Origin of the sequence: Pseudomaricurvus alkylphenolicus (genome assembly GCF_011683955.1) — a bacterium.
In the GTDB taxonomy this organism is placed as follows: domain Bacteria; phylum Pseudomonadota; class Gammaproteobacteria; order Pseudomonadales; family Cellvibrionaceae; genus Pseudomaricurvus; species Pseudomaricurvus alkylphenolicus.
In genome coordinates this window covers 324,998-345,633 of sequence record NZ_JAAQPI010000007.1, presented here as the reverse complement: position 1 = coordinate 345,633, position 20,636 = coordinate 324,998, and the positions used below count along the sequence as shown (strand labels likewise).

At 50.5% G+C, this 20,636-nt stretch carries 22 protein-coding genes and 1 riboswitch; of the genes, 5 read left to right on the top strand and 17 right to left on the bottom strand.

The genetic code is table 11. The features are described from left to right. Window positions 1-12: 12 nt before the first annotated feature. The gene (locus HBA55_RS19185; RefSeq protein WP_166994763.1) at window positions 13-2,811 is read right to left on the bottom strand and encodes a valine--tRNA ligase; all 2,799 of its coding nucleotides are present in this window, start codon (window positions 2,809-2,811) and stop codon (window positions 13-15) included. Window positions 2,812-3,013: 202 nt separating this feature from the next. Here HBA55_RS19185 and HBA55_RS19180 point away from each other — a divergent pair, with 202 nt between their 5' ends. Further along, window positions 3,014-4,141 carry a phosphoribosylaminoimidazolesuccinocarboxamide synthase gene (locus HBA55_RS19180; protein ID WP_166994761.1) on the top strand — a complete coding sequence of 376 codons (1,128 nt, stop codon included), beginning with the start codon at window positions 3,014-3,016 and terminating at the stop codon, window positions 4,139-4,141. 42 nt (window positions 4,142-4,183) lie between these two features. Here HBA55_RS19180 and HBA55_RS19175 read toward each other — a convergent pair whose 3' ends face one another. Both HBA55_RS19175 and HBA55_RS19170 read right to left on the bottom strand, forming a co-directional pair. Then, window positions 4,184-5,053: an SDR family NAD(P)-dependent oxidoreductase gene (locus HBA55_RS19175; RefSeq protein ID WP_166994759.1), complete on the bottom strand. Its 870-nt coding sequence runs from the start codon at window positions 5,051-5,053 to the stop codon at window positions 4,184-4,186. Window positions 5,054-5,094: 41 nt separating this feature from the next. Next, a complete protein-coding gene (locus tag HBA55_RS19170; protein ID WP_166994757.1) occupies window positions 5,095-7,614 on the bottom strand; it encodes a TonB-dependent receptor in 2,520 nt (839 codons plus the stop codon). A gap of 192 nt (window positions 7,615-7,806) precedes the next feature. On the opposite strand from HBA55_RS19170, the gene HBA55_RS19165 reads away from it, so the two are divergent. Both HBA55_RS19165 and HBA55_RS19160 read left to right on the top strand, forming a co-directional pair. Beyond that, window positions 7,807-8,808, top strand: a complete 1,002-nt coding sequence (locus HBA55_RS19165) for an AraC family transcriptional regulator (protein WP_166994755.1) — start codon at window positions 7,807-7,809, stop codon at window positions 8,806-8,808. Between the two features lie 95 nt (window positions 8,809-8,903). Then, complete coding sequence (locus HBA55_RS19160; protein WP_166994753.1) at window positions 8,904-10,403, top strand: flavin-containing monooxygenase; 1,500 nt, start codon at window positions 8,904-8,906, stop codon at window positions 10,401-10,403. 55 nt (window positions 10,404-10,458) lie between these two features. On the opposite strand, the gene HBA55_RS19155 is transcribed toward HBA55_RS19160, so the two are convergent. Beyond that, entirely contained in the window at window positions 10,459-11,391 is a 933-nt protein-coding gene (locus HBA55_RS19155; RefSeq protein ID WP_166994751.1) for an AraC family transcriptional regulator, read from the bottom strand. 201 nt (window positions 11,392-11,592) lie between these two features. Here HBA55_RS19155 and HBA55_RS19150 point away from each other — a divergent pair, with 201 nt between their 5' ends. Then, window positions 11,593-12,129, top strand: coding sequence for an SRPBCC family protein (locus tag HBA55_RS19150; RefSeq protein WP_166994749.1), 537 nt, complete (start codon window positions 11,593-11,595; stop codon window positions 12,127-12,129). A gap of 16 nt (window positions 12,130-12,145) precedes the next feature. Next, window positions 12,146-12,571 carry a hypothetical protein gene (locus HBA55_RS19145; protein ID WP_166994747.1) on the top strand — a complete coding sequence of 142 codons (426 nt, stop codon included), beginning with the start codon at window positions 12,146-12,148 and terminating at the stop codon, window positions 12,569-12,571. On the opposite strand, the gene lpxL is transcribed toward HBA55_RS19145, so the two are convergent. From lpxL to HBA55_RS19080, 13 genes are all read right to left on the bottom strand, one after another. Further along, the gene (lpxL, locus tag HBA55_RS19140; protein ID WP_166994745.1) at window positions 12,568-13,539 is read right to left on the bottom strand and encodes an LpxL/LpxP family Kdo(2)-lipid IV(A) lauroyl/palmitoleoyl acyltransferase; all 972 of its coding nucleotides are present in this window, start codon (window positions 13,537-13,539) and stop codon (window positions 12,568-12,570) included. The two genes, HBA55_RS19145 and lpxL, sit on opposite strands and share 4 nt — an antisense overlap. A 74-nt stretch (window positions 13,540-13,613) precedes the next feature. After that, window positions 13,614-14,162: a MerR family transcriptional regulator gene (locus HBA55_RS19135; RefSeq protein WP_166994744.1), complete on the bottom strand. Its 549-nt coding sequence runs from the start codon at window positions 14,160-14,162 to the stop codon at window positions 13,614-13,616. Continuing rightward, a complete protein-coding gene (locus tag HBA55_RS19130; RefSeq protein WP_166994742.1) occupies window positions 14,159-14,575 on the bottom strand; it encodes a hypothetical protein in 417 nt (138 codons plus the stop codon). The genes HBA55_RS19135 and HBA55_RS19130 overlap by 4 nt, the downstream gene beginning before the upstream one ends. 143 nt (window positions 14,576-14,718) lie before the next feature. Further along, complete coding sequence (locus HBA55_RS19125) at window positions 14,719-15,093, bottom strand: response regulator (RefSeq protein WP_166994740.1); 375 nt, start codon at window positions 15,091-15,093, stop codon at window positions 14,719-14,721. Between the two features lie 85 nt (window positions 15,094-15,178). After that, a riboswitch (cyclic di-GMP riboswitch) is annotated at window positions 15,179-15,267 on the bottom strand. A gap of 116 nt (window positions 15,268-15,383) precedes the next feature. Then, window positions 15,384-15,779: a VOC family protein gene (locus HBA55_RS19120; RefSeq protein WP_166994738.1), complete on the bottom strand. Its 396-nt coding sequence runs from the start codon at window positions 15,777-15,779 to the stop codon at window positions 15,384-15,386. A 166-nt stretch (window positions 15,780-15,945) separates the two neighbouring features. After that, window positions 15,946-16,287 carry a hypothetical protein gene (locus HBA55_RS19115; protein WP_166994736.1) on the bottom strand — a complete coding sequence of 114 codons (342 nt, stop codon included), beginning with the start codon at window positions 16,285-16,287 and terminating at the stop codon, window positions 15,946-15,948. A 347-nt stretch (window positions 16,288-16,634) separates the two neighbouring features. After that, on the bottom strand, window positions 16,635-17,072 hold the full coding sequence (locus HBA55_RS19110; protein ID WP_166994734.1) for a hypothetical protein: 438 nt from the start codon (window positions 17,070-17,072) through the stop codon (window positions 16,635-16,637). Between the two features lie 93 nt (window positions 17,073-17,165). After that, window positions 17,166-17,567: a hypothetical protein gene (locus tag HBA55_RS19105; protein ID WP_166994732.1), complete on the bottom strand. Its 402-nt coding sequence runs from the start codon at window positions 17,565-17,567 to the stop codon at window positions 17,166-17,168. 117 nt (window positions 17,568-17,684) lie between these two features. Then, window positions 17,685-18,092: a hypothetical protein gene (locus HBA55_RS19100; protein WP_166994730.1), complete on the bottom strand. Its 408-nt coding sequence runs from the start codon at window positions 18,090-18,092 to the stop codon at window positions 17,685-17,687. 493 nt (window positions 18,093-18,585) lie between these two features. After that, window positions 18,586-18,978, bottom strand: a complete 393-nt coding sequence (locus HBA55_RS19095) for an Imm26 family immunity protein (RefSeq protein ID WP_166994225.1) — start codon at window positions 18,976-18,978, stop codon at window positions 18,586-18,588. A gap of 58 nt (window positions 18,979-19,036) precedes the next feature. Beyond that, complete coding sequence (locus tag HBA55_RS19090; protein WP_166994728.1) at window positions 19,037-19,447, bottom strand: hypothetical protein; 411 nt, start codon at window positions 19,445-19,447, stop codon at window positions 19,037-19,039. Window positions 19,448-19,577: 130 nt separating this feature from the next. Then, entirely contained in the window at window positions 19,578-19,892 is a 315-nt protein-coding gene (locus HBA55_RS19085; RefSeq protein WP_166994726.1) for a hypothetical protein, read from the bottom strand. Between the two features lie 19 nt (window positions 19,893-19,911). Then, a complete protein-coding gene (locus tag HBA55_RS19080; RefSeq protein ID WP_166994724.1) occupies window positions 19,912-20,358 on the bottom strand; it encodes a DUF4265 domain-containing protein in 447 nt (148 codons plus the stop codon). Window positions 20,359-20,636: the final 278 nt, after the last annotated feature.

Genomic DNA, 20,636 nt, shown 5'->3' with positions numbered 1-20,636 from the left:
GAAAACGGTGGATTACAACTCCGCCAACTTCCCAATCTGCTCTTCCAGCTTGCCCAACGCAGACTGCATATCCGCCAGCTTGTCTTTCTCCTTCTGCACCACTTCGGCAGGGGCCTTATCGACAAACTTGGGATTGTTGAGTTTGCCCTCAACGCGGCCCACGTCCTTCTTGATCTTGTCGATCTCTTTGTTCAGGCGAGCGGTTTCCGCTTCCACATCGATCAGGCCAGCCATGGGTACCAGAATTTCCATTTCACCAACCAGCGCAGTGGCAGACAGAGGTGCTTCGTCACCGGCATTCAACCAAGTGGCGGATTCGAGGCTGGCCAGCTTCTGCAGGAACAGGGTGTTCTCGTTCAGGCAGCGCTGATCGTTGTCGGAGCCGTTGGCAAAGAACAGCGGAATGCTCTTGGCCGGGGAGATGTTCATCTCGCCACGGATGTTGCGCACGCCCTCGATCACGCCTTTGAGCCATTCCACGTCGGTCATGGCCTGTTCGTCGATCTTGCTGTCGTCGCAGATGGGCAGCGCCGCAGTCATAATGGTGTCACCCTCAGCGCCTGCCAGATCTTTAACCCGCTGCCAGATCTCTTCTGTGATAAAGGGCATCAGCGGGTGAGCCAGACGCAGGGTGGTTTCCAGCACCCGCACCATGGTGCGGCGAGTGCCTTTCTTCTGCGCGGCGGAGAAATCGTCGCTGTTGAGGATCGGCTTGGACAGCTCCAGATACCAGGAGCAGTACTCGTTCCAGATAAAGTCGTACAGGGCCTGGGAGGCCAGATCGAAGCGGTAGGACTCAACGCCTTCGGCAACGGCCTTCTCGGCCTGCTGCAGTTTGGAGACAATCCAGCGATCCGCTACGGACAGTTCATAATCGTCAGACCCATTCTGTCCGCAATCCTGCGCATCGACGCGATTGCCTTCATCGTCCTGAACCTCGCAGTTCATTAACACATAACGTGAGGCGTTCCAGATCTTGTTACAGAAGTTGCGGAAGCCCTCGATACGACCCACATCAAACTTGATGTCGCGACCGGTGCTGGCGAGAGAGTAATAGGTGTAACGCAGGGCATCGGTACCATAGGCGGCCAGGCCGTCCGGGAACTCCTTGCGGGTCTGCTTTTCGATCTTCTGGCGCAGGTGCGGCACCATCATGCCGCCAGTGCGCTTGGCCACCAGGGATTCCAGGTCGATGCCATCGATGAGGTCGATGGGGTCGAGCACGTTACCCTTGGATTTGGACATCTTCTGCCCATGGCTGTCTCGCACCAGGCCGTGCACATAGACGGTGCTGAAGGGTACCTGCTTGCGGAAGTACAGGGTCAGCATGATCATGCGCGCGACCCAGAAGAAGATGATATCGAAGCCCGTCACCAGCACGTTGGTGGGGTTAAAGGTCTTCAGCAGCTCGGTTTCCTCAGGCCAGCCCAGGGTACCGAAGGTCCAAAGACCGGAGGAGAACCAGGTGTCCAGCACGTCGTCGTCCTGCTTCAGGGCAACGTCGGCGGCGATGTTGTTGTTCTCGCGTACCTCTTCTTCGCTGCGGCCGACGTAGACATTGCCGTCTTCGTCGTACCAGGCGGGAATGCGGTGGCCCCACCACAGCTGGCGGGAGATGCACCAGTCCTGGATGTCTCGCATCCAGGAGAAGTACATGTTCTCGTACTGCTTGGGTACAAACTCGATATCACCACCCTCAACGGCCTTGATGGCCTCGTCCGCCAGGGGCTGGGTCTTAACGTACCACTGGTCGGTCAGGTATGGCTCGATCACCACACCGGTACGGTCGCCGCGAGGCACCTTCAGTTTGTGATCGTCGATCTTCTCCAGCAGGTCCAGCGCTTCAAAATCCTCGACGATCAGCTTGCGGGCGTCGAAGCGGTCCATGCCCTGGTACTTCTCGGGGGCGTTCTTGTTGATCTGGGCATCGTCGTTAAACACGTTAATCAGCGGCAGGTCGTGGCGCTGGCCCATCTCGTAGTCGTTAAAGTCGTGCGCCGGGGTGATCTTCACACAGCCGGTTCCGAACTCCATGTCGACATAGTCGTCGGCGATAATGGGAATCTCGCGGCCCACCAGAGGCAGGGTGATGGTTTTGCCGATCAGGTGCTTGTAGCGCTCATCTTCCGGGTGAACCGCTACCGCGGAGTCGCCCAGCATGGTCTCGGGACGGGTGGTGGCGACCACCAGATGTCCCGAGCCGTCAGTCAGCGGGTAGCGGAAGTGCCACAGGAAGCCGTCTTCCTCTTCAGACAGCACCTCCAGATCGGAAACGGCGGTGTGCAGCTTCGGGTCCCAGTTCACCAGGCGCTTGCCTCGGTAAATCAGGCCGTCTTCATAGAGGCGGATAAATACTTCCTGCACGGCTTTATAGAAGCCATCGTCCATGGTGAAACGTTCGGTGGACCAGTCAGGGCTGGCGCCCAGGCGACGCAGCTGGCGGGTAATGGTGCCGCCGGACTCTTCCTTCCACTCCCAGACCTTCTCGATAAACTTGTCGCGACCCAGGTCATGGCGAGAGATGCCATCGGCATCCAGCTGGCGTTCCACCACCATCTGGGTGGCGATACCAGCGTGGTCGGTGCCCACCTGCCACAGGGTATTGTGGCCTTTCATGCGGTGGTAACGGATCAAGGCATCCATAATGGATTCCTGGAAGCCGTGGCCCATGTGCAGGCTGCCCGTAACGTTGGGCGGCGGGATCATGATGCAGTAAGGCTCACCCTCGCCGGAAGGCTTGAAGTAGCCGTTATTCTCCCAGGTCTCGTACCAGTTTTTTTCGATAGCCGCTGGCTGGTAGGTTTTGTCCATAAGTCTCAACAATCTGTGTCAAAAGGCGCAGTTGGGGCCCAATCAGGGCATTATTTGCCGCCGGGCCGGGTTCGCGAATTCAAAGGGGCCAGATTATACAATGGCTTTGGGAGTGTTGGGAGCCCGTGGAGCTACATTCCTGGGCCGACATTCTGTTAAAATGCGCCCCCTTGAATTCCAGGTCAGACACAGGACCCTCTCCATGAGCCTCACACCCGAACAACAAGCCCTGAAAGCATCCGTATTGGCCGTCAACGACGACCTGCCGATCCGTACCGATAAGCCGGTTCACAGTGGCAAGGTACGTTCAGTCTACTGGCTCACAGAGGCGGACAGCCGTCGTTTGATCGAGGAAAAGGGCTACGATGTTGCCCCGGATGCACCTCTGGCCATCATGGTGATCAGCGACCGCATCTCAGCGTTTGACTGCATCTGGACCGGCGAAGGCGGCGTCCAGGGGGTGCCTGGCAAGGGGGCAGCGCTGAACGCCATTTCCAACCACTGGTTCAGGCTCTTTCGTGACCAGGGCTTGGCCGACAGTCATATCCTCGATATTCCACATCCTTTTGTCTGGATTGTACAAAAGGCCAAGCCGGTCATGATCGAGGCCATCTGCCGCCAGTACATCACCGGCTCCATGTGGCGCTCCTACGCCAAGGGTGAGCGGGAGTTCTGCGGTATAGAAATCGCCGATGGTCTGCAAAAAGACCAGAAGCTGCCCGAGCTGCTGATTACCCCCTCCACCAAGGGTATCCTGAAGGGGATTCCCGGCGTGCCCGAAGCCGATGATGTGAACATCACCCGTACCAATATCGAGGACAATTTCGAAGCGTTTAACTTCCGTTCTCGCGACGATATTGATACCTACGAAAAGCTTCTGAAGGAAGGCTTTAACGTTATCAGCACCGAGCTGGAAAAGCTCGACCAGATCTTTGTGGATACCAAGTTCGAATTCGGATTTGTGACGGATAAATCCGGTCAGGAAAAACTGATTTATATGGATGAGGTGGGTACCCCGGATTCCTCCCGCATTTGGGATGGCGAAAGCTACCGCGACGGCAAGATCGTTGAGAATTCCAAAGAGGGTTTCCGCCAGTTTCTGCTTAACCACTTTGAAGACTCGGATATTCTGCTCAACAAAGAGCGCATGGATGAGCGTACGGCGTTGGCCCGCGATAATGAATTGCCCATGAGTGCGTTGATGGCGGTGTCTGAGACCTATACCGGTATTGCCGAGAAAATCACCGGCCAGAAGATCGAACTGTCCGCTGATCCCAAGGCGGAGATTATCGAAGTCCTGCGTCAGCAGTACGATTTGATTGCTGATTGATTGTGCGGTTTAGAGTCTGGTGATCCCCAGACTCTACCGATTTTACCCCTCAGTATTCATCAAGCGCGCAACCATTTCATCGGTCGACATTGGGTTGCTTTCATTCAGAATACTCTCGGCACGTAGCTGAAATGCCGGTTTGAATTCGGGCTGTGGCAGCAGCCAGAATTTGTCCGCTTCGATACCGGCAAATACTCTGGCCGCGAACTCATCCGTCGATAAGCCCTTGGCGACGCCTTCCGCGATAAGGTTGCGAAACTGTTGTTCGGCCTCACTGCCCAATGGATTGCTCTGCTCGTCGGAGCGAAGGCGATCCGAATTCCAAATGCCGGTTGCTACCTCTGCAGGGCATAACACGGACGCGGTAACAGGAGCGCTCTCTTGCGACAGCTCGCTGTAAAGCGTTTCGGTAATGGCGGTAATAAAATGTTTGGTGCCTTGATAAGGGCCCAAAAACGCGCCACCCCTCAGCAATCCGCCGATGGAAGATGTATTGATAACACGGCCTTGCGCTTGTTGCTGCAGCATCCTGGGAACAAAGCTGCGAATGCCATTGACCACACCCATCACATTCACATTCAGACACCACTGCCAATCCTTAACAGTGCGTTCCCAGCTTTTGCCATCAACAAGTACACCGGCGTTGTTAAATAAAAAGTTGACCTTGCCATAAGTCTCAAAAGCCGCCGCCGCTAACTCTTCAACGGCCCGTGGATCGGAGACATCGGTCACTGTGGTGATGATCGACAGTTCTTGTGACTTTAGTTCTTTCTCCAGCGCTTCAAGCCCTTGAGTGTCCACATCAGCGGCTATAACTCGCATACCCTGTTTGGCAGCATATCGGGCCAGACCGGAACCGATACCACTGGCAGCGCCGGTAATGACGGCGACTTTGTTGTTCCATTGATTCATTTAACATCTGTCTCTACATGGTTATGTTTTGAAACGGGCTTTCAGTAAGTGTAAATAAAATCCAACCCCCAGCTGCGCTCCTGATTCATAACGGAGCCGGCGAAGCCCACCGCCTCAAAAGCGGAGATGGCGTTGGCGGGATACACTTTGTCCGTCAGGTTTCTGCCCCATATGGAAAGCTCCATGGCACCCCGGGAAAGGGGGATATCTTTCAGGCTGAGCCTGCCGTTCACCAGAGTGACATCGCCGGTTTCCACAAACTCGTCAAAACGTCCCTCAATCGTGCCGGGGGTGTAGTTCGATCGATAGGAGGCATCAATGCGGGCAGACAGCGAACCGAAACCAAAGGGCTCGAACTCATAAGCCAAGCTGGCGGAGCCGGTGTGTTTTGACGTCCACGGGAAGTTGCCGCGATCGCGGACGTCGCAAACTGTGCCTGGAGAGCCACAAAATTGTCCAGTGGGGTCAAAAAAGGTGTATTGATTGTATTGCGCGTCCAGATAACCGTAACTCAAATGTGTTGTCAGACCTTGTGTGAGCAACACCGTCAGTTCCATCTCCACACCTGTGTATTCGGCTTCACCGGCGTTGGAAATAATGGTCTCGGCGCCCGAGGTGGTGGGAACAAATTGCGACAGTTGTTTATCTTCATAAAGACTGTGAAAAACAGCGCCGTTCAATCGCACACGGTTATCCCACAATTGCGATTTCCAGCCAAACTCATAATTGATCAGCGTTTCTTCATCATAAGGGCGTTGATTGGCGATCGAGGTTCTCGACAAATACCCTCCCGTTTTGTAGCCGGTGCTGACAGAGGCGTAAACACTGGTTTGATCGGTCACTGCATAGTTGAGAATCAGAGTGCCGGAGACATTGTCAAAATCCTCTTCAAAGTCCGCGCTAATAGGGGTTGTGCTACCGAGCGGTGTTTCAGTAATCGACATTTCCCGGCTGTCTTCCGAATAGCGCAAGCCCAGGGTGACTTCCAGCTTCTCATCGAGAATTTTTGGAGTGAAACTGCCCTGCGCATAAAGTGCCCAAGCGCTGTTGTCAGCGGTGTAGCCACGCGGTGATTCGAACACACCGAAAGAGAAAGGGGTTTGTTCCTGGCTGGTTTCCTGGTTTTCCTCCTGAAAATAATAGGCGCCGGCAACATATCGCCAGCGGTCGAACTCACCGATAACCTGCAACTCTTGCGAAAACTGTTCGCCCTTGGACCCGGTTACACCGCGCTGACCGCCGGCAAATAAGGTAAGCACGCCACCGCCAAGCGTCCGCAGGTCGAGATTGGCGGATCCAAATTCTGTGCGATGGTCACGTTCAAAATCGCGATAGGAGGTAATCGACTTTAAGGTGATATTGTCGCTGAGCTCATAACTGATGTTCAACGCGTGGCCCGACAGATCAAACTGTTCGTTGTGGGCGTAGGCCTGAATCCCTCCGTCGGACAACTCATCCGCATCGGTGACGCTGCTTGCCGCCACGCCGTACTGACCCTGCAACTGTGCCAGAATGCCGGCAGAGGGCGGTAATCCACCAAAGGCCGGGTTAGGCGCGTTGACAAAACTCACGCAGGCGGGATCCAGAGAACACAGCTGTGCGCCGGGCATATTACCAGCGGCAGCATAAACCCCCAGCAACACACGGTCCGCGATACCCAGATCATTGGCACCTGTTCCAAAGTTTGGCACGCCCGTCGCGTTAGGGCCAAATACCGGGCCGGGCCCGGTGCCGTCGGTGACCAGTGTCTGAAACAACGCCGGCATATTATCCATTTGGGACTGATCGTAGGCGTAATCAATCAGAGTCTTTTCATTGGGCTCCCAGCGCAGGGCCAGGCGCCAGGCACTTTCGTCGCGCTCCCCAAAATCACCGGCATCACCATTATCGTTAATGCGCAGATCGTTAGGTGTATCGTTGTCGATCCATCCGTCCTGCTGGTAGTGCATATAGGTAAATTTGGCACTGACATCGCCCACTTTGGGGGTGTCTATGGTGGTGGAGGATCGAAACCGGTCGTGGCTGCCCAGGGTGATCTTCTGCACGAAACCCAGCTCGCCACTGGGTTTCTTAGGCACCAGATTGATTGCCCCGGCTGTGGTATTGCGCCCGTATAGGGTGCCCTGGGGGCCGCGTAGCACCTCAATGCGTTCAAGATCCACAACATCAAAGGTATTGCCGACCAAACGGGCGAAGTAGACGCCATCGAGGTAAACGCCAGTGGGTGGATCTACCGTCAGGCTGGGTTCCCCCTCGGTAATACCGCGAATAACGATGCTGGAACCGGAAGAGGTCGCCGGCTGCGTTTCAATATTCACATTGGGGGCAAACCCAGTCACATCAGAGATGCGTTTGATCCCCATATCCTTGAGGGTTTCGGCATTGAATGCCGAAATGGCGATGGGTGTCTCCTGCAGGGACGACTCGCGCCGCTCGGCAACCACCACGATTTCCTCCAGGGTCAGCCCCGGCTCTGATGCTTGTGCATAAACCTGCAAGCAGGTAAGGGCGGCTATTGTTGATGAAAGTATTCCGACCTTTGGCTGGCGGTGTGTACCCATCTCTTGTGCTCCTCAATAAACAAAGACAATTCGAAATCCTGCCGCACACGGTGTTGACGTTATCATTAGGCTTGCTCTGTGTACGGAAATTAACCAGAGTTGTTAGATTACAAGGATCTCTTGTGGCTAGACCGCATCAAATTGCTCATAATGGGCAATCAAAGTGCTCACAAGATGGGTTGGATGGGTGAAATGAATTCAGGACCTCACTTTGCCGCTATGGCTGACACTCCCTTTGGGCCGGTGTTGGAGCTACTGCAAGACGAGCTTGAAGCCGTGGGCGACAGTCTCCATCTGCCTACCCGCGCCCTGTCGCCCCACGAGTTTTCCCAGTGTTATCTGGAGGTGGTGCAACGACTTGAGCAGCATGTTGCAGGCAGCGACTCCCATGCTCCCAATTCGCGCAAAGAGGTAGAGCTGATGTGTCGCTGCACGCTTTCTGCTTCTACTTTAGGCGAAGCCATGGCGCTCGTCTGCGACTTTGCCAGTATGTTGTATCCCAGGGCGGGTGACTTGCACATTATCAAGGGCGAAGAGACCGTAAAATTCACACAAAATTCCGTTCGTGGTGAAAGAACTGTCGCTGCCGATCTTGTCGATATTACCGGACTGTTTGCTTTTAAGCAGTTGTTCCATTGGCTGGTCAATGGTTTGGTACAACCGATGCGAGTCTGTATCGGCTCGATCAGTCGTGAGGACGTTCTTCCGTTTCTACAACTCTTCAATACGTCGGTGTTAACGGGGGGCGACGTCAATTTCCTGGAGTACGACAAGCGGGATCTCGATAAGGCTGTCATCGTGACTCCGGGTGATTTTCAGGCGTTTTTCGAAGTCTTCCCCTGTGGAGTGTTCGAGCCCACCAAGTCGGAGTTGGTGCAACAAGTGTCCGCACTCATTAGTGCCTCGGTTCATCAGGCGCTACCAATACCCAGTCTTGTGCAAATTGCCAAAACGGTTGATATTCCCAGCTCCACCTTCCGTCGGCAACTCGCCGACCAGGACACCTCATACCGCGAGATCCGCGATCAGTGCTTGATGGATATCGCCTGCGATTACCTGGCGCAAACCGATCTGCCCGTCGGGCAGTTGGCAAACCGGCTGGGTTTCAGAAATACCACCACATTCAGGCAGGCGTTCAGGCGCTGGACAGGGTATTCACCTTCAGATTGGCGTGCAAACCATACCGCTAATTGAGCATTAAAGTTCTGTTGGTCAAGCAGTACAGATGTCTCGGCTCAAAAGTCTTTTAGTAGATTAGCCACAAATGCTGATCGACGGAGATTTTAGTAATGGGCAACAAACAACTGCGGGTAGTGGTTATCGGCGCCGGGATGGCGGGCATCCTGGCCGGTATCAAACTCAAGGAAGATGGCTACGATAACGTTTGCATCTATGAAAAAGCCAATCGGATCGGCGGTACCTGGCGAGACAATACCTACCCTGGTCTGACCTGCGATACCCCTTCTCACCACTATACCTATACGTTCGAACGCAACCCGGACTGGAGTCGATACTTGCCTCCGGGCAGTGAAATTCAAGCGTACTTCGAACGTGCTGTGGAAAAGTACAATGTTGGTGAATTAATCCGCTTCAACTGCGAAGTGAAGGAGGCCGCTTTTCGAGGCAGTCAATGGCATCTGAAGCTGAGCGACGGCAGCTCGGACCTGGCCGATATTGTTATTGCTGCCACCGGAGTATTGCACCACCCCAGTACCCCCAATATTCCCGGTATGGATGACTTTGAAGGGGCGATATTTCACACCGCACGCTGGGATCATTCGGTACCCCTCGACGGAAAACGAGTGGGCGTGATCGGCATGGGATCAACCGGCGTACAGATTATTTCCGCATTGGTAGGGCGTGCCGAAAACGTATCGCATTTTGTCCGCAATCCGCAGTGGATTATGCCGGTAGAGAATGGCTATTACTCCGAGGCACAGAGAGCGGGCTTTCGCTCCGATCCAGCGTTGCTGGAAGCAGAGATGAATGTCGAAGAATACAACGCAAATGTTGAGAGATATACACACGCGCTGACTCAGCCAACGTCGGATGGTGCGCAGTTTATGAGGCAGGCATGCTTCGATAATCTGGAGCAAAGCGTTACCGATCCACAACTGCGGGAACAGCTTCGACCGGATCATGAACCCTTATGCAAACGCCTGATCTTCTCTCCTGACTATTACCAAGCCATTCAAAAACCGGGTGCCACCTTGGTGAGAGAGGATATCGAATGCATTGAGAAGAGCGGTATTCGTACCAAAGACGGCGCCTTGCACGAGCTGGATGTTATCGCTGTGGCAACCGGGTTCAAAACCGATCAGTTTATGCGTTCCATCAAGATGACGGGTCGAAATGGATTAGACCTGGAATCCCTGTGGGAGAAAAAACCGGTGGCCTATATGGCGATCAACATGCCTGACTTTCCCAACTTTTTTATGTTGAATGGTCCCAATGGTCCGGTGGGTAACTTTTCACTCGTGGATATTGCAGAGAAACAATGGCACTACATAGCCCAGCTCTTGGACAAGATCAGAAACGATGACTGTACCGAGGTTTGCGTCACCCGCGCAGCGATGGAGCAGTTCGACGCTGAACGAACCGCGGCCGCCAAAACAACCATCTGGTACACCGGTGGTTGCCAAAGCTGGTACCTGGACGCCGAAGGTATTCCGGCAAGTTGGCCCTGGAATTATCAACGCTTTGTCGAAGAGATGGAGACGCCCAGGTGGGATGCCTATGACTTGATTCAGGAATCTTCGCCGGCTAACGAGGAGACAGAACCGGCTTAAAATCAGCTGCCAACGGTAGACGAGACTGTTAATCATCTGTGCCGGCAAGTCTCGTTTATCCCGTCTTATTGACAAACTTGGGGGCAATGCCCGTCTGTTTCTTGAATGCCCGGGAAAAGCTTGCTGCACTGGTATAACCGAGTTGCAGGGCAACCTGACTTACCGGCATTCCAGCTTCCAGCAGTGCCTGAGCGCGAGTAAATTTCAATTTCAGCAGTATCTGCCGAAAGTTAGTGGACTCCCCGGTCAGATAGCGGCGCAGTTGCCGGCTGCTCATCCCAAGGTGTTGAGCAACTTCTTCGAGGTCCAGCGCCAGATCGTGGTTTTGCAGCAGCTCCTGCACCCGAGCTTCGAACGTCATCGGTAACGCGTGTGCGGCGATAACCTCATCGCAGTAACGCTCGCTCGCGAGTCGGATTTTTCGATTGGCGTTGGGTAATACCTGTTGCTCAATGGCTCGGTCAAAGGTGATTTGCGTGCTTTGGGCTTCATATTGAACATCGACACCAAAATAATCGCTGTAGACATCCGCATCTGCCGGCGGTGGCAGGCGCATGCTGACGGTTTTCGCCTTCACTGGCGCGCCCAGCAAGTCAGAGAACAAAACCAGGCATCCGCCCAGACCGCGTTCCTCACAAAAGCGCTGGCAATCAGCGGGGACTTCAAAATCATGCAGCGTCATACACAACTGATGTTTTGTGGTTGAAAACTCAAAGCGGCTAAAAGCCAAACCGAGTAATTCATAGCGCTCCATCAGCTGCCGTGCCTGCTGTAAGGAGTCGCTGGCCGCCAGCGCCTGGCCAAACATACCCATCGTGGATGCGGTGCAGCGTCGGGCGACCATCAGGCCAAGCTGTTCGTCGCTGCTGCGAAAGGCTTGGATATTGCGAATCAGAGCCAGTTCCTGCCATACAGGAATACTGGCCAGAGGGTCATCCAGCCTATTCGGGTCAATCCGGGTTCTGGCCAGGCAGCTATCGATACTCATGCCGAGTTCCGATCCTATCTCCAATAGGATCGAGACACCGGTGGTGTCTCTCAGTCTCTGCCAGTTGATCAACGCTGCTTCCTTAATACCAAAAAACCGATAATGTCCGAAAGTATCACGTTTTGGTCACTCGTGTAATCGTCTTTTTTTGCACGAGTCTGGATACTATCAGCCAATATTGAAAACCCTTTGGAGAGCCCTATGTTGTTGCGAACACTATATATGGTGCCACTGATCATCATCAGTTTTTCCGCAATCGCCGAACAAAACATCAATCACGTTCATATTCATGCCCCAATCACCACGGTATACCAATACATTACCCAGCCGGACAAATGGCATGAGTGGTATCCCAGCTCAAAGTCAGCAAAAACGCCTGGCGGATCTTTGGCACTTGGACAAAAATTTTCAGAAGTTGTCACTGTCGGCCATGTGGATACAACATTCAGCTATGTTGTGGTCAAAACACAGGCGCCAATAGCCTGGAAGGTTGAATACTCGTCAGACAAGGTCATCGGAAGCATTCAGTACCAATTGCTGGAAACCATCGAAGGCACATTATTAACCCGAACTCTGGAATACTTTCCGGTAATCAAACAGGCCGAGGAGCAGCCCGCGTTGAAAAAACTGGCTTCACAGGTACAGCCGGCATCCATCAAGGCACTAAAGACACTGAAAACGAATCTGGAAGCCGCCTGGCCAGTGCCGTTTGCGTCTACCACAAAGTTTGTTCACTAGAATTTAAGGAAAGATCATGCTGTATACCGTACTGGCACTTAATGCGCTCTGGTTTCTGATGGGCTTTAACGTGTTTTCTGTTCGTTCCAAAATTTTCGCGAAGGTGGTGGTTCCTCCCGAGCATAGAGAGACGCCGGTCTTTGATACTTTGATTGCCTCCGGGAAATTTCTGGGGGGATTCAATCTGGCGTTTGCGCTCTGCAATATCCTGTTGCTGATCTATCTGGATGTATTCCCGAGCGACCAGCAAAGAGCGTTGCTGCTGTGGGTCTTTGCCGTCGCTCACGGAACCCAGTTCGCATTCAACGTACCCATTGCATTGCAAAACCTCAAAGGTGAAGGCGTATGGCAGGTATTGAAGGGTACTATGCTGTTTATTTTCGTCACGGACTTTGTAATGATGGCGCTCAATATCATGCTGGCCACCTATTTACTGGTCTAGCTCCGCGATTGCACCTGCCTGGCCTTTCGGCGCTTTCGCTTGCGTTTTGGTATACCATATAGATCATTTTCGCCCGGTGGGCGGGTTTTAAAGCGGCGATGCACCCAAAGGTATTGCTCGGGTTTTTTTCGAATTTGCTCTTCGAAAAAGGCATTCACACGGCAAACATCGGTAAGATCATCTCCGCTTGGGAATTCCTCCAGTGGGGGGTGAACCGTGACTCGGTAGCCCTGACCGCCCGGCAGCCGAGTATGGGTCAGGGGGATGACTGGTACCTTGCCCATTTTGGCGAAACGCACGGTGGCGGTAACCGATGCGGCCTCCACCCCAAAAAAAGGCGCAAAGATGCTCTGTTTGGGGCCATAATCCTGATCCGGTGCATACCAGATTATTCGACCCCGTTTTAGCGCTCGGATCGTTCCGCGCACATCATCGCGTGGAATAACATTAGTCTCGGGATTGTGGCGTTCGCGGCCTCTGCGCTGAACATAATCATAAACAGGGTTTTTATGGGGCCGATACATCATATCGATAGAGATCGCCCGATTAATGGCCACACCGGCGATCTCAAGGGTGGTAAAATGCAATCCCAACAGCAGTGCCCCTTGACCTTCCAGCTTCTCCAGATGATCAAGCCCCTCAACCTGGAAGAGATTATTCAATCGTGTTTGGGGCCAAAACCAACTAATCCCTGTTTCGAAAAGCGCGATTGCGGCAGAATTGATGGTGCCGCGCAACATCTTATCCCGCTGTTCCGGGCTCAATTCTGGAAAGCAGAGTTCTATATTACGCCTGGCTATCAGGCAGCGGCGCTTGGCGAATTTGTACATAAACCAACCGAGGCCTCTTCCCATCACTAGCTGCACCCTAAAGGGTAGTTGGGCGATCAGCCACCAGCCTGCAATCAACAGCCAGGTTAAGCTGTAGCGAGGATGTAGAAGAGAAATGTGAAATCGAGGTTTTTCCATAGGGCCTCTTCACCTTCGTATCCCGTTAGTTTGCCAGTGAGTTTATACACCTGCTTCAGCAATTCAAGGTTGAGCTAACTTCCCGTGAACTTCTTGTCGTGCCTGGACTGTCTGCGGATCTGTTTGATTTCTGTGTCAGACATATTCAGCGATTCCAAAAAGTCCTGATGAGCCTCCGGCATACGCGACTCAAATTCCTGATGCCACTGCCACATATCTTCATCTGACATACCGGCGGATTCCAGTAGCTGCACCCACTGTTGTTTATTCATTGAACGAGCGGGGCGGTCGAATCCGCTGCTCTGCAGTAGCTCAATGGTAAGCTGTTGTTGCCTACGTAAACGCTGAATTTCTTGATTGAGCTGCTCGACTTGAGCCTCCAACACCGCTACCAGGCTATTGTGTTCGGATTGCGACAGCAACTCACCAATGGCTTGCAATGACATCCCCGTATCTCGATAGGTAATGATCTTCGCCAGCCGTTGGTGATCCCGCTCCGTATATTGACGATAGTTGGCGTCGCTACGACCGGATGGTTTCAGCAGACCCAACTTGTCATAGTAAAGTAACGTACTGCGAGATAGTCCAAATTCTTTACCCAACTCACCTATGGAGTAGGTCATGGCACGCTCACGGAATCCAAAGGTCGAAGGTCAGGGCTGACAAAGCGGGTTCTAGCAGCTTCAGAGTTAAGTCGTTCGCTACTGTAGTGGGCCCCGACCACAGCTCGGATATCTTCAATCAGATCTCTGTTTTCTGCGAGGTAAGCCCTTAACGTATCCGTGTTTCCATTCTCTTTTCTAAGAGCCATTATTCTTACGATCGCCTCAGTCAGAGTGCGTTGAAACTTATCGCCAGCTCCGAGACTGCGGGCGTATAAAGCAATACCATCAGTCACTTTCTCTATGGCTTCATCCAATGAATATCGATTGAGATACAACCAAGCCAGTCGAAGGTGGCCATAATGGTCAAATAGATCAGGTGACAGTGTTTGATTCTCAAACTGTTCCAGAAATACCTCATCAGTAATCGCCATTGTCTATATAGCCTCTGTCATGGTGTCAGGGCCTAAACAGTAAACCGTGAAGCTATAGTCAGGTCAAGAGGTCACAGTAGAAACGCATATGCGCGCAGGTCGCCACAATATTGACCCTAAACAGGCCGGCTGTCTGACGTCAATTACCCGGGTTGATCCTGTAGAAGATAGTTGACCGTAGAGCGCAATTTCGCCGGATCAAACGGTTTGGTAATCCACCCTGCAGCACCGGCCACTCTTCCCTCTGCCTTGGTTTTCTCCTGGTTGTCTGTGGACATCAATAAAACCGGCACCTGGGTATAGCGTTGGAGTTGCTTTAACTTCCGCAGTAGATCGATACCGCTGCACCCCGGCATGATCAAATCGGTCAAGACGAGATCGAACTGCGACTTGCGTGCAATGGTGAAAGCTCGACGTCCATCCTGGGATTCAGATACCTCGTGTCCGTCACGCTTTAAAATCGAAGAGACCATATTCCGGACAGTGACACTGTCGTCTACAATTATGATTTTTGCCATCCTTGTGCCCTCAGTAAAACTTCGTGCGTACCTACTCGGTTGTAACAGGGGCAAAGACCTATCCTTCGAACGAAGGATAATGACTTCTGGCGACCCCGCTGTCATAGAGTAGATACCCCTTAGACCGGTAGCTTTGCGCCCCCATCTTTTCAATTGGGGTTGCCTTTTACAGAATTGATACGTCTTATTCTAACAATGTGGTTTTTGGCGTCAATTTGACGTTAATATAAATTTGTTATCGAAATTATTAAATGTATTCAATATTGACCTTTACCTCATCGCTTGGACCATTAATTATCGGATTTCATCTCGATAATCTGTATCAAATTGCCACAGGTATCATTGAACACAGCCATTGTTACATCTCCTGCTACCATCGGCTCTTGAACAAATTCAACGCCCAGACCATGAAGCCGTCGATATTCCGCCCTCAGGTCATCAACTTTAAACGATGCCGCCGGTATGCCGTCCGCAACGAGCGCAGCCTTGAACCCGGGAACTGCCCTATGATTGCTGGGCTCCAGCAGTAGCTCCGTGCCGCTAGGGTCGTCCTTTCCTGTCACTGTAAGCCATCTAAAATCACCTACAGGAAGATCGGTTTTTTTCTCAAAGCCGAGGATGTTGGTGTAAAAATCAAGTGCCCTTGCCTGGTCATCAACAAATACGCTTGTCACATAGACTTTCATTTCTGCTCCTTAAGCTTGGATGCCCAGTCATCAAGCTTGGCTCTACCATTCCACTCCACTGTACTCCAACCTCGACAAGTATAGTCAAATTACTCGAGCACGTCAGCCGTCCAACACTGATTCCACATTCAGTAACAACTTACAAAAGGATACATATATCACCCTTTCACCTGGCATGGATTACCAGGCCCAAAAAGCCTGAAATTAAAGAGCAAATTGTCGCGGAATACATAACATCCCTATAGACACCAGGCTTCTCATCTATGATTCCTAAATAGCTGCAGGAGATGATTGCGGCAATCAGAATTGCCGCGAGCATGGGAAAGAATACAACTGCGGAAAGCATAAACCCAAGTGTACAGACAAAGATTGAGGCAAATCTAAGCTTATCCTTGAAAGAAGGTTTTCCGTATTGCCTATCGTGAGACTTTCGGGACAGCCTAGCGATGGCAAATATCGCTACTCCGCCGGCAACTATCGCAATTATCTGTATTAGCGCGATATCCATTTTGCCTCTTATGTTGTTTATTGCTATACGGGCTGCGCGATCAGTGCGTCACTACAATGTCATTTGTGGATGGATTCAATTTAACCAACGCCAGAGCAGCTGAATCACTTGAAACTGGTGCATCAGCGGCCATTAAACCAAATAATGCTAACCATGAGTTACGAGCTAGCCACATAAAAGCCTCAACTTTCAAAAAATATTGATAAATCCTTATTTTTATTTATCACAATCCATTTCCATTAGATAGTCGACAGGAATTCGCTTGTCATAGGCCCACTTATTGCTGCCGTTGTATCCTGTCGTCGATGTCGGCTGTTGCAGTAGTGCTGGTATCGGACTGAATCGAATCACTGTTCTCCGTCTTTGAGATAGCAATCGGTAATCTTAGCGTTAACCAAAGGGCGTTGGCAAAATCCTTCGGGAGTAACCCAGATCTTCATGGCTTCGGTCGTTATTTCTTCGTTGCCAGTGTAGGCGGTAAATGTAAACTCACAAGAATCACTTTCACCAGGAGATATTCGATAATCGAAATTGAAACTGCTCCATCCGCCTGCCCATTTTTGAGCGTATTTCCCTTTAGTATCATCAAGTGAAATCTTTATGAATGGCTGACCATCCCAGATATCACTCAATCTCTGCTTAACATCTGGATCACCTTCTGAAATAGAGTCTAAATAGTATTCAAAATTTAATTTCCATTTCCCAGCAAGATGAAGCTCACAAGCAGTTGTCATGAGAGGTATCAATGAAACCATGAGGATTAACAGATTGAACGTGTATTTCATGCTGCTTCCTTTTTAGGAGTAGCAGATAAAAAGTGTCTCAATGGTGCCAAAATCGGACTCTGTTCTCAGTACTTCCTGCTATCATTATACTTCTTACTTTAGCCCCATATTTGTTTCAAGTGCAACGCTCATTGGGACGAACGTTGCATAGCCGTCTATGATATAACTACCAGAATCCACATTGTTGGCGAACACATAAAAGGCGGCTCCCGGTGGATGGAACTGCCGCGAACAACTGGTATTGTGGTGATTTTTAACAACAATCTTTTCGCCAAATTTAAGATCACCTTTAAATCCCTTGATTATTATGAACGTTGCTATTTGTTTGAGTTCACTTTCCATTTCGTAGGTATCAAGCTTTCCTAGGAAAACAACATCTGCATTTTCTAGGAAGTTCTCATAGTTGTTTGCAACACGATACCAAGGGTCAATTGGGCACGCATAAGCAGAGCTGTAGAAAAATATAAGCAATAAGAAAAAAGCGACGATTTTCATATGGGGTAACCGATTTTTTTGCCTTATGCATTCCTTAATGTGCCATTTGCGGACAGTACATCACAATGCGAATATGGCCCGTGCGCACTGTTGCGCTCTCGACTAGGACTGACTTTACTAAGGATTTGGTGATACCACCCATAGAACCTGAGCCTTGCTCGGTGATATCTCTAAGTCTAACCCGAAAGGCGAGTCGCTCATCCAGTTTGTAGCCCAAGATACACTAGTTGAATCAAAATCGATGTCATTATCTTGATCCAGTGGTAGCAATCGGTGCCCCAACTCATTGAGTTCTTCTGCGATTGCCTCAATAGCGTCGAAGTAAGCTGTACGCTTCTTTCTATCTCGAACAAACTGGTTATCTATCGCACCCTGATTTGGAGTGCTGGCTGTATCGTCAAACTCGGATAATGTCTGTTTTAATCGTGTCTCGATTATACTCTTGATCTCGCTCAACAGAGGCCGAATTTCCCCTGACGGGAGTTCTAACATCTTCTGATAACGAAAGTGTGATTCAAATTTCATGATTGGTGCCTAACCAGTACGGCGGTATAGTGCCAAAACCGGATAGTTTCAACACTGTGTACTCAGTACGGATGGCATATGTGCGATGAACATCTACTTCATGTACCCTTCCGCTACGAGGTAATGATTTTTCAAAGTTTGTTCGAAGCATTGTCTGCAATAAATCTTCCATTTTGCAAATTCGTTTAGTTCTTCGGTCCATCCGTCTGAGCTTAGTAAGTGAGCTTCACAGTCAACGCACATTGCAGTTTCCATGTCATCGTCATCTGGCTCTACGAGTACGTGTGCAAACTCCTTTCCGTTCTCTTTTGCTAGATGACAGCAAATCATGCAAGCTTGATTTGGCCCGTGTTCACTGCAATTTACTATTTCTGTCATTCACAAATCCCTTCTTTAACCATCGCTCCGCCTCTGATGTGCCAGAAGCGGCCACTGAACAATCTCGAAATAAGCAGTCAGATCCCGTGTTCTGATCCAGAGAAACGGGTTAGTTTTACTTAGTGGCTTCTGCATTCTTAGCTGCCAACTTTGAAATAAAATGGTAACCCCAGGTGCTTATGGAGTCCGTGTCTTCCACCTCTTTAGAGAAATTACATACCACATAGCCTGAATCTATGATTTTACCGCCGGTTTCAGTGATACTTTTTATGTGTGCAAAACCTCTTTCTATAACGACCGCATTCTCTATACTGCTCAGCGTTGGCTCATCCGTACCGGACCAATCAAGTAGACCTGCCAGGAATAGTCTGGTATCGATTTTTCCTTGGTTCGATAGCTTGGCGAGAACAACTCCGCATCCATAGCCATTATCTAATGGAACCGCCCAGAATTGTCCCTGTTCGATTCGGCTTGTAGATTTTGGTATGAATGGGTATGCGATATTCATAATTCTATATTCTAAAAAACTTGTTAGTCTCTACTGTGCCACAAGCGGACGGTTTGATTTAAATGCTCTTTCCCTTCATTTTCCGATTCGAACCTATACGCCAACCATAGCAGCATGCGATGAGCATGCCCGCCCCGCCTAGTACCGTTCCTAACTGTCCCCCCCAAATTCCCATCACTACCATACCTACAGATCCCAATCCTAGAAATACACACCAAAACATAAGTCCTGAAGATGAAAGGAGACCTCCTTGAGAATTTTTCCTATTAAGAAAGAGGCGAACGGCGATATTGCCAAACCAATAGCAAAGCAGGCCCAGGAAAAGACCACCGAGGAGCATGGGCCATCCTACATTGGCCTTTAAGACAAGAAATCCAAACGCCAGGAGAAGAATAATGGAAATACCCAACGAAATTATGCCAACAATGATTTCTAGTGGTCTACCTGCCGATTTTTCATATTCGTTCAATTTAATTTTCCTTTACCAAGGAGGCTCAATAGTGCCAAAAGGAGACACTTAGATTAACGCTGCCATCCGAGGCCGAAAAACCAGAGCGAAGCAGTGATTATTTTTCCCCTCTGGCTGGCCTTGTTAACGTTCACAGAGTTAAATCCTTGTACACGGACAAAATTATAGGAATGATTATAAGCCAGCCAACACTTAAGGTGGCAATAAACCCCGTGCTATTCATTGTCTCCCGCTCTTTTCTTGAGTAGCGAACACTGCGATATAAATTTAAAGTCACTTTACCCAGCACTAATGGGAAGGCGGTAACAAAGATTATTAAATATAGCCCCCACCAAATTTCAGAATCAATAGGGTCGCCGCCATTATCTGTATACCAGTATGGGGCTGAAGCAAGCATTATCAGAAGATAAATAAAATCGCGACTTTCTTTCCAATTGAATTTCATAATTTCAGGTTACAAGAACCTAACGCCACCAGTTAATTGGATTATTTTGCGAATCATATACATTGCCATACCACCAAACAGGCTCTTCTAGTAGCTCACAGGCTTTAGCTATTGATGTCTCAATTGCCTCGAACCCTGACTCGGCGGGAATCGTCCAGACGGCGACATGCTCTAGGTTTCCATCTCGGCGCGCATTTACTTTAGACAATATCTGATCAATCTTAGAAAGCTTTTCAATGATTAGAGAAGTATCAGAGATTTTTACTGAAACATTGCCGCCATATTCAATTACTTCAAATGCACCAGTCTCCTCGTCAGTCACCCGGATAATATCGCCAGCGGCCACATCCTCCACGAACCCAGGAGAATACAAGATGCGATATACATTTGACGAAATCGACTCGACCTCTACGGGTTGAGTTCCGCCTTCCGATCCTTCGACTCTGAGATTAATGTGATTATTCATGTGCAACTAACGATTTTATTCAACGTCCACGTGACGCGATTAACTATGTCACTCTGACGAATATTAATAGATGGGAATTTGGGGCAGGAAGCGAAATCCCTTTGCATCAGTGTCAAACCTTAATTCCCTATAAGTTTGAGGTGTTATATCACGTTGCAGCGGTCTGTTTCTACAGCCCTGGGGTTTCAGGTCACAATTTGTGTAAATTTTGTCCAGCGGGACAGCTTTATATTAGAAAGAGCTAACATTCCGCTTCGGGTTATGACCTGCCTGTTAGT